This window comes from Streptomyces sp. CC208A (genome assembly GCF_030010625.1).
Classification (GTDB): domain Bacteria; phylum Actinomycetota; class Actinomycetes; order Streptomycetales; family Streptomycetaceae; genus Streptomyces.
In genome coordinates, this window is record NZ_JASCXN010000042.1 from 48943 (window position 1) to 57553 (window position 8611).

The 8611-nt window shown below is 73.0% G+C and carries 10 protein-coding genes; 5 read left to right on the forward strand and 5 right to left on the reverse strand.

Annotated elements, in window-relative coordinates:
- Window positions 1-16 precede the first annotated feature (16 nt).
- A complete protein-coding gene (locus QK442_RS31935) occupies window positions 17-1441 on the reverse strand; it encodes a M1 family metallopeptidase (protein ID WP_282697593.1) in 1425 nt (474 codons plus the stop codon).
- An 85-nt stretch (window positions 1442-1526) separates the two neighbouring features.
- Window positions 1527-2072: a heme-binding protein gene (locus QK442_RS31940; protein ID WP_282697594.1), complete on the reverse strand. Its 546-nt coding sequence runs from the start codon at window positions 2070-2072 to the stop codon at window positions 1527-1529.
- A 320-nt stretch (window positions 2073-2392) separates the two neighbouring features.
- Here QK442_RS31940 and QK442_RS31945 point away from each other — a divergent pair, with 320 nt between their 5' ends.
- From QK442_RS31945 to QK442_RS31960, 4 genes are read left to right on the forward strand one after another with little or no spacing between them, the layout of a single operon-like run.
- A complete protein-coding gene (locus QK442_RS31945) occupies window positions 2393-3601 on the forward strand; it encodes a sensor histidine kinase (RefSeq protein ID WP_282697595.1) in 1209 nt (402 codons plus the stop codon).
- Window positions 3598-4218, forward strand: coding sequence for a response regulator transcription factor (locus QK442_RS31950; protein ID WP_282697596.1), 621 nt, complete (start codon window positions 3598-3600; stop codon window positions 4216-4218). Before QK442_RS31945 ends, QK442_RS31950 begins: the two co-directional genes overlap by 4 nt.
- Before the next feature lie 58 nt (window positions 4219-4276).
- Entirely contained in the window at window positions 4277-5482 is a 1206-nt protein-coding gene (locus QK442_RS31955; RefSeq protein ID WP_282697597.1) for an FAD-dependent monooxygenase, read from the forward strand.
- A gap of 30 nt (window positions 5483-5512) precedes the next feature.
- A complete protein-coding gene (locus QK442_RS31960; protein WP_282697598.1) occupies window positions 5513-6013 on the forward strand; it encodes a hypothetical protein in 501 nt (166 codons plus the stop codon).
- Window positions 6014-6029: 16 nt separating this feature from the next.
- Here QK442_RS31960 and QK442_RS31965 read toward each other — a convergent pair whose 3' ends face one another.
- Window positions 6030-6686, reverse strand: a complete 657-nt coding sequence (locus QK442_RS31965; RefSeq protein ID WP_282697599.1) for a pentapeptide repeat-containing protein — start codon at window positions 6684-6686, stop codon at window positions 6030-6032.
- A gap of 115 nt (window positions 6687-6801) precedes the next feature.
- Between QK442_RS31965 and QK442_RS31970 the strand changes: the two genes are divergently transcribed.
- The gene (locus QK442_RS31970) at window positions 6802-7800 is read left to right on the forward strand and encodes a zinc-binding dehydrogenase (RefSeq protein WP_282697600.1); all 999 of its coding nucleotides are present in this window, start codon (window positions 6802-6804) and stop codon (window positions 7798-7800) included.
- A gap of 17 nt (window positions 7801-7817) precedes the next feature.
- Here the strand turns inward: QK442_RS31970 and QK442_RS31975 are convergent, their stop codons facing one another.
- Both QK442_RS31975 and QK442_RS31980 read right to left on the reverse strand, forming a co-directional pair.
- Window positions 7818-8180 (reverse strand): hypothetical protein, encoded by a 363-nt coding sequence (locus QK442_RS31975; protein ID WP_282697601.1) that lies wholly within the window; start codon window positions 8178-8180, stop codon window positions 7818-7820.
- 79 nt (window positions 8181-8259) lie between these two features.
- Window positions 8260-8611: zinc ribbon domain-containing protein (locus QK442_RS31980; protein ID WP_282697602.1), on the reverse strand; the 352-nt coding region annotated here is incomplete at its 5' end.

The following is an 8611-nucleotide window of genomic DNA, read 5'->3' on the forward strand; positions in this document are numbered from 1 at the left end:
CCCTCCAGGACCCGCGCTAGGGCTTCTCCGGCCGCCCGTCCCCGTACAGCCACACGTCCCACAGCTCCCCCAGGTCCCGCCCCGCGACCCCCTCCGCGTACGCCGTGAAGTCCTCCGTCGAGGCGTTGGCGTGCCGGTACTTCGCGGCCCAGCCGCGCAGCAGCTCGTCGAAGACCTCGTCCCCGACGGCCTCGCGGAGCTTGTGCAGGACCATCGCGCCGCGCTGGTAGACCGGCGCGCCGAAGAGGTCCCCGGCGGTGGGCGGGTCGGCGGGCGGGAAGGCCCAGTTGGCGTCCTCGGCGAAGGCGGCCTCGAAGCGCCGCCGGGCCGGCACGGACTCGTACTCCTCCGCGTACAGCCACTCGGCGTAGGTGGCGAAGCCCTCGTTGAGCCAGATGTCCTGCCAGCTCTCGGGGGTGACGGAGTTCCCGAACCACTGGTGGGCCAGTTCGTGCACGAGCGTCGCGCGGTCGAAGGCGGAGGCCGGGAGGACGGGCCGGGTCTGGGTCTCCAGGGCGTAGCCGATGAGTCCGTCGGGGACGACGACGGCACCGGCGGCACCGAAGGGGTAGGGGCCGAAGCGTTCCCGCAGGCGGGCGAGGAACGTCGGGAGCTCGGCGCGGAGCGCGGCCGTGGCGGGGCCCAGCGAGGGCTCGACGGCGGTGACGACCGGGACCCCGCCGAGGGCGGTGCCGGTGGTGGTCGCGTACCGGCCGATCATCACGGTGGCCAGGTAGCTCGCCATCGGCTCGGCCTGCCGCCAGACCGTGCGGGTACGGCCGCCGGACGCGGGCCCCGAGGAGACGCGGACGCCGTTGGAGAGGGCCTGGAGCCGGCTCGGGGCGGTCAGCGCGATCTCGTAGGTGGCCTTGTCGGAGGGGTGGTGGTTGCCGGGGAACCAGGTCGTGGAACCGGCCGGTTCACCGACCGCGAGGGCCCCGTCGGCGGTGTTCAGCCAGCCCTCCGTCGAACCGTCGGCGTCGGTGAGCGGCTCGGGCACACCGGAGTAGACGACGGTGACGGTGAACTCGGCGCCCTCCGACAGCTCGTCGCGCGGACGGAGGGTCAGCTCGCCCCCGGCCCGGTTGAAGGCGGCGGGCTCGCCGTCGACATCCGCCCGCTCGACCGTGAGACCGGCGAGGTCGAGGTTGAACGCGGAGAGGTCCCGGGTGGCGCGGGCGGTGATCCGCGCGGTGCCGTCGAGGCGCCCCGCGGCCGGGTCGAAGGCGAGGTCGAGGGCGTAGTGGCGGACGTCGTACCCGCCGTTCCCGAGCTTCGGGAAGTACGGGTCGCGCAGCCCCGCAGCGCCGGGCCCGCCCCGCACCCCGCCGGTCTCCGGGACGCACCCCCCGGCGAGGAGTCCGAGCACGGCGAGGGCCACCGCCGTGCCGGCGGTGGCCCTGGACCTGGGGGACCTTCCGGTCCGGCTGCTCCGGTGCACACCCGGATAGTAGACAAGTCGGACAGCAGGCGGAGGCGAGGACGCCCGTCGGGGGGAGCCGGGCGCCCTCACCCGCACATGGGGGCTACTTCGCCAGCTCGGCGACGCCGGCCTGGGCGAACTTCTCGTCCAGGTCGCCCGAGGGGGCGCCCGCCACGCCGATGCCCGCGATCGGGCCGCCGTCGGCGGTGACCGGGACGCCGCCGCCGAGGAAGAGGGTGCCGGGGATGTCCTTCAGGTTCGGGGCCTGGGCCAGACGGCCGGCGAGGACCGAGGTCGGCGCGTTCCAGGAGACGGCCGTGTACGCCTTGCGGATCGCCGACTCGTAGGACTGCGGGCCCGCGCCGTCGCCGCGCAGGGTCACGATGGTGTTGCCGTTGCGGTCGACGACGGCGACGGTGACCCGCTGGTTCTCCTTCTTGGCGGCCTTGAGGGCGGCCTCGGCGGCGTCGGTGGCGGCCTCGACGGTGAGGTGCTTCGTCTGGAAGAGATGGTCCTTCGCGGCGTCGGCCTTGACGACGGCGGCGGGAGCGGCGGCCGGGGCGGAGGCGTTCGCGGAGACGGCGCCGAAGGTCCCGGCGGCGACGATGGCGGCGGCGGTGGCACCGAGAACGAGCTTCTTCTTCTGCATGGTGGGGCTCCCAAGGAGGTCGTGTCGTCTGAGGCGGAGAGGGCGTCTGTGCCGGAGAGGGCGTCTGTGCCGGAGAGGGCGTCTGTGCCGGAGAGGGCGTCTGTGCCGGAGAGCGCGTTTCGTTCGCTCTGCAACCATCCTGGGTCCGGTACCGGCCCCGTACGGTCGACGGTCCGGCTGCCCTCCCGCAGCGCACCGGAGGACACGGGGGTCAGCCGATCGGCTGATGCCCGCATGGTCCTCGCGGGTCAGCATGGATACGTACACCCAGGTCAGCGCCTGTACGCACACCCGCGCCCGGCACCGAAGGAGGCGAAACGATGGACAGAACCGGCAGGCAGACGCGGGCACCGCACACCCCCGCCCCCGACCCGGACGCCGGCTGGCTCGCACGCGTCATGCACGTCGCGTTCTTCCTGCTGCTCGGCGCCTCCCTGGCACGGTTCCTGCTGCGCCACCCGTGGGAGGGCCGCAGCCCCTGGATCATCGTCCTGAGCGGCACCCTCGCCGCCCTCTACCTCCTCGGCCCCGTCCTGGGCACCCGCGCCACCCCCCGCCGGACCGCCTGGCTGGGCACGGTCGTCGCCGTATGGGTCGTCCTCGTCGTCCTCGCGCCCAGCTTCGCCTGGTGCGCGGTCCCCCTCTTCTACACGGGCCTGCGCACCCTGCCGCCGAGGGCCGCGATCGTCCTCGTCGCCCTCCTCACCGCCTTCGTCGTCTTCGCGCAGGTGCAGCTCTCGCACGGCGGCCTGGACCCCAACCTGATCGTGGCGCCACCGGCCGTCGCCGCCCTCGCCACCGGCGTCTTCGTCCACGCCGAACGGCAGGCGGCCCGCCAGCGCGCCCTCATCGACGACCTGATCCGCACCCGCCGCGAACTCGCCGCCACCGAACGGCGCGAAGGCACCCTCGCCGAGCGGCAGCGGCTCTCCATGGAGATCCACGACACCCTCGCGCAGGGCCTGTCCAGCCAGCAGATGCTGCTCCAGGCCGCCGACCGCACCTGGGACAGCGACCCGGCGACCGCCCGCCGGCACGTCCGCACGGCCGAGTCGATCGCCGAACGCAACCTCGCCGAGGCCCGCCGCTTCGTCCACGACCTGGCCCCCGCCGACCTCGCCGGGGGCGGCGGCCTGGAACAGGCGCTGCGCGGGCTCGCGGAGCGCGAGTCCGCCGCCTTCCGGGTCGACGGCACACCGGTGCCGCTGCCTGACCGGGCCCAGTCGGCGCTGCTGCGGATCGCGCAGGGCGCCCTCGCCAACATCCGCGAGCACGCCGACGCCACCTCCGCCGCGCTCACCCTCACCTACCTCGACGACCAGGTGGTCCTCGACGTCGCCGACGACGGCAGCGGCTTCGACCCGTCCGCGCCCCGCGCCGACGAGGGCGTCCGCGGCCACGGCCTGCCCGCGATGCGGGTCCGGGCCCGGCAGCTGGGCGGCACCCTGACCGTGGAGTCCGCCCCCGGCGAGGGCACCGTCCTCTCCGCTTCCCTCCCCCTCGCACCCCCCACGGAGGCCCGCCCGTGACCGTACGCATCCTGCTCTGCGACGACCATGCCGTCGTCCGCGCCGGACTGCTCGCCCTGCTCGGCTCCACCCCCGACATCGAGGTCGTCGGAGAGGCCGGCAGCGGCGAGGAGGCCGTCGCCATGGCCGCCAGACTGAAGCCGGACGTCGTCCTCATGGACCTCCAGCTCGGCCCCGGCATCGACGGCGTGGAGGCCACCCGCCGGATCGCCCCCACCGGCGTCCACGTCCTCGTCCTCACCACCTACGACACCGACGCCGACATCACCCGCGCCATCGAGGCGGGCGCCACCGGCTACCTCCTGAAGGCCGAACGGCCCGAGGAGCTGTTCGCCGCCATCCACTCCGCCGCCCAGGGCCGCACCGCCCTGTCGCCACCGGTCGCCAGCCGGGTCATGGACCGGATGCGCGGCGCCGCGGGCCCCTCCCTCACCGACCGGGAACGCGACATCCTCGGCCAGCTGGCCCACGGCCTCGGCAACAAGGAGATCGCCCGCGCCCTCTTCATCAGCGAGGCCACCGTCAAGACCCACCTGGGCCGGATCTACGCCAAGCTCGGCGTCGACACGCGGGCCGGAGCCGTGGCGGTCGCGAAGGAACAGCGCCTGCTCCCCTGAGACTGCTACCGTGCGCTGTCGTCCAAGCGCACAACGTCATGTCCTTGTGGGAGCGCACGTGAAGATCGCCGTCGTCGGTGGCGGACCCGCCGGCCTCTACCTCTCGATCCTGCTCAAGCGCCAGGGCCCGTCCCACGAGATCGCGGTGTACGAGCGGAACGCGGCCGGCTCCACCTACGGCTGGGGCGTCACCTACTGGGCCGGGCTCCTCGACAAACTGCGGGCCGGCGACCCCGAGTCCGCCACGGCCGTCGCCGACGCCTCGGTGACCTGGACCGACGGCCTCGCCATCGTCCGCGACGAACGGACCGTCCACCGCGGCGACGCCGGCTTCGGCATCGGCCGCCGCCGCATGCTCGGCCTCCTCGCCGACCGGGCCGCCGAGCTCGGCATCCAGGTCGCGTACGAGCACCCGGTCACCGGCCCCGGCGCCCCCGAACTCGACGGCGCCGACCTGATCGTCGCCGCCGACGGCATCAACAGCACCCTGCGCGAGGCCCACGCCGACCACTACGGCGCCACCTTCACCACCGGCAAGAACCCCTACATCTGGCTCGGCACCAGCAAGGTCTTCGACTCCTTCAGCTTCGCCTTCAAGGAGACCGAACACGGCTGGATCTGGTGCTACGCCTACGGCTTCAGCGGCGAACGCTCCACCTGCGTCGTCGAATGCGCCCCCGGCACCTGGACCGGCCTCGGCCTGGACACCCTGCCCGAAGGCGACTGCCTCGCCCTCCTCGAAAAACTCTTCCACGACCTCCTCGACGGCCACGCCCTCATCGGCCGCGACCGCGGCGCCGAACCCGCCCAGTGGCTCCACTTCCGCACCCTCACCACGAAGACGTGGCACCACGGCCGGACCGTCCTCCTCGGCGACGCCGCCCACACCACCCACTACTCGACCGGCGCCGGCACCACCCTCGCCCTGGAGGACGCCCTCGCCCTCGCCGCCGCCCTGCGCGCCCACCCGGACGACCTGGACACGGCCCTGGCCTCGTACGGCAAGCGCCGCCGCACCGAGCTCGTCCCCGCCCAGAGCGCCGCCCGCCTCAGCGCCCAGTGGTACGAGAACCTGCCCCGCTACATGAACCTGGAGCCGAACCGAATGTTCGCGCTCCTCGGCCAGCGCCACTCCCCCCTCCTCCCCTACGTCCCCCCGCAGCTCTACTACCGCCTCGACCGCGCCGCCGGCAGCCTGGAGCCCCTGCGCCGCCTCAAGCGCTGGCTGGGCCCGCGGATCGCCAGGGCCGCCCACCACTCCTGACCCCCCGGGGGGCATGACACCATCGGGAACGTGCTCGACATCGGCTACTCCCTCTCCCGGCGCTTCCCCGACCCCCCGCAGACCGACTACCGGCGGGCGGACGTCCACGCCCTGCGCCACGACCTCTTCTGCGGCGACGTCTACCTCGCCGACACCAAGGAGGACCGGGAGGTGTCCACAGCCTGGGGATGGGTGCCGGTCCTCGACTTCGCCTGGGCACTCTGCGACATCGTCGAACAGCTCGACAAGGACCCGAAGGGCAGCAGGGCCGCCCGCCCCCAGTACGCGGAACTCGACTTCACCGAGTCCTCCGACCGGATGCTCTTCGAACGCCGCTTCGGCTGGGTCGACGTCGAAGCCGACTGGATGCCCGGCGACGAAGCGCCCCTCACCTTCTCCCACGCCGAACTCCGCCGCGAGGCCCGCGACTTCCTCCACGACCTGATCGCCGACCTCACCGACATGCACGAGGGCCTGGCCGACAACCCGGCCGTCTGGGACCTCCAGGCCCGCTTCCCCCGCCTCCCCTGAACGAACAAGGGGGGCCTCAGTCCTCCACCCGCACCCCCAGCCGCGCCGCGAACACCGGCGCCAGATCGAGCAGCTGCGCCGAGGAGATCACCGCCCCCGCCAGGGACTCCACCCCGCGAGCGACCTCCAACCGCCGCACCCCCCGCAGATCCACATCCACCAGCTTCGCCCCCGACACGTCCACCCCCACCAGCTCGCAGTCCACGAACGCGACCCGCTCCAGCACGGCCCCGCCGAAATCCGGCTCCACCAGCACGCACCCCTCGAAGGTCACGTCCCGCAAGGTCGCCGCCCGCAGATTCGGGTAGTCCCACTTGCCGCCCCGCACCAGCACCCTCTCCCACGCGGACCCGTGCAGCTGCGTCCCTCCGAACCGCGCCTCCACCACCTCCGCGTCCCGCAGCCGCACCCCGGCCAGATCGGCGCCCACGCCCCGTACGCCCTCAAGCCGCGAGTCCAGGAACCGCGCACCGCTCAACCGGGCCCCGTCGAGCCCGCACCCCCGCACCGCACAGTCCAGGAACCGCGCCCCCTCCCCCGAAGCGCCCTCCAGATCGAGCCCGGCCAGTTCGAGCCCGTCGTAATCCCCGTCGGGCTCAAGGCCGCCCCCGTACGGCTCCAACACCGGCAGCCGCACCTCCGGCCGCCGAGGCGCCCTCGTCTTCCGCGTCATCCCCCCATCGTGGCCCACGCCACCGACAACCCGCCCTTGACCTCAACCAAAGTCGAGGTACGACCCTGGATCCGGCACCCGCCCACCGACGAACAGGACAACAGGGGGAACCACCATGCACGCCATCCGCCTCCACGCCTTCGGCCCCGCCGAGAACCTCACCTACGAGGAGATCCCCGACCCCACCCCCGGCCCCGGCCAGGTCCGCATCGCCGTCACCGCCGCAGGCGTCCACCTCCTCGACACCGCACTCCGGGAAGGCATGCCCGGCCCCTTCCCCACCCCCACCCCGCTCCCCACCGTCCCCGGCCGCGAAGTCGCCGGCACCGTCGACGCCCTCGGCGAAGGCACCGACCCCTCCTGGCTCGGCAAAAGGGTCGTCGCCCACCTCGGCATGAACCCCGGCGGCTACGCCGAACTCGCCGTCACCGACGCCACCCGCCTCCACGCCCTCCCCGACCACCTCGGCGACGCCGAAGCCGTCGCCATGATCGGCACCGGCCGCACCACCCTCGGCATCCTCCGCTTCACCACCCTCGGCCCCGACTCCGTCGCCATCGTCCCCGCCGCCGCGGGCGGCATCGGCACCCTCCTCGTCCAGTACGCCAAGAACGCCGGCGCCACCGTCATCGGCCTCGCCGGAGGCCCCGGGAAAGTCGCCCGCGTCCGCGAGAACGGCGCCGACCTCGCCATCGACTACACCCGCCCCGACTGGCCCGCCGAAGTCCGCGCCCACCTCGGCGACCGCACCGCCACCGTCGTCTTCGACTCCGTGGGCGGCGACACCGGCCGCGCCGCCGTCGACCTCCTCGGCAAGGGCGGCCACCACCTCGTCTTCGGCTGGTCCAGCGCCGGACTCCACGACGGCGAACCCCTCACCTTCACCGAGACCGAACTCACCGAACGCGGCATCACCTCCACCTCCGTCCTCGGCCCGGTGATGATCGAGAAGGCCGGCGGAGACATCCGGAACCTCGAACTCGCCGCCCTCGCCGCAGCAGCCGACGGCACCCTCCGCCCCGCCGTCCACCGCTTCCCCCTCCCCGAAGCGGCGAAAGCCCACCGCGCCCTGGAGACCCGGGGCACGATGGGCAAGGTGGTACTGATTCCCTGAAGCGGCGTCAGAAGGCGTCAGACGCCGAGCACATCCCAGGAGTGCGCCTTGAACTCCTTGCGGAAGTCCTCGTGGTCCTCCCACATCCGGGCGATGGAGCGCAGCACGTCCCAGTTGTGCTCCAGCGCCTGCTCCACCACCTGCCGCAACTCCGGCGCCGTCTCCCGCTTCTCCACAAGACCGCTCACCGCGGAGGCCGCCTGCACGGTGTAACGCAGCGCCCGCAGAGAACGAGAGGTGTCGTCCATCCCGAACCCGTGGTCGCTGCCGTTCTCCGGATCGAAGAGCGGAGTCAGACGGGCCTCGATGAAATCGGTGATCCGCCGGAACCGGGCCTCGACGCCCATGTCCTCACCGTGCTTGCTGTCGTCATTACGCATGCCCCCTTTCCTACACCGTTGCTCAGAGTCTCAGCGACTCTCGGCATTCCGGGCATTACGGCCCGGAAGGTCCGTCTCGTCACCGGAGCGTGAGGGCTTCGGCTTGAGGACGGTCTCTCGTTTCCTCCTGCCGCTGATGCGGCAGGGTTGCGCCGCCTGCCCGCCCCGTCCCTGTCGTGCGGCGGGGACGGGTGGTGCGGGTCTTGTGGTCGGCTCCACGAGGCTTCGACACCCGCTGGGGGGTGTCCCGGTCTCCGGCCACTCCGGTACCGGTCGTGCGGGCCGCCGCGAGGGCGACGAGGTTGAGTGAGGCGTTGTCGTCCCGGTCGATGACCAGGCCGCACACGTCGCACTGGTAGGTCCGGACGTGCAGCGGCAGCTTGGCTTTCACCGCGCCGCACCCGGAACAGGTCTTGGAGGACGGATACCAC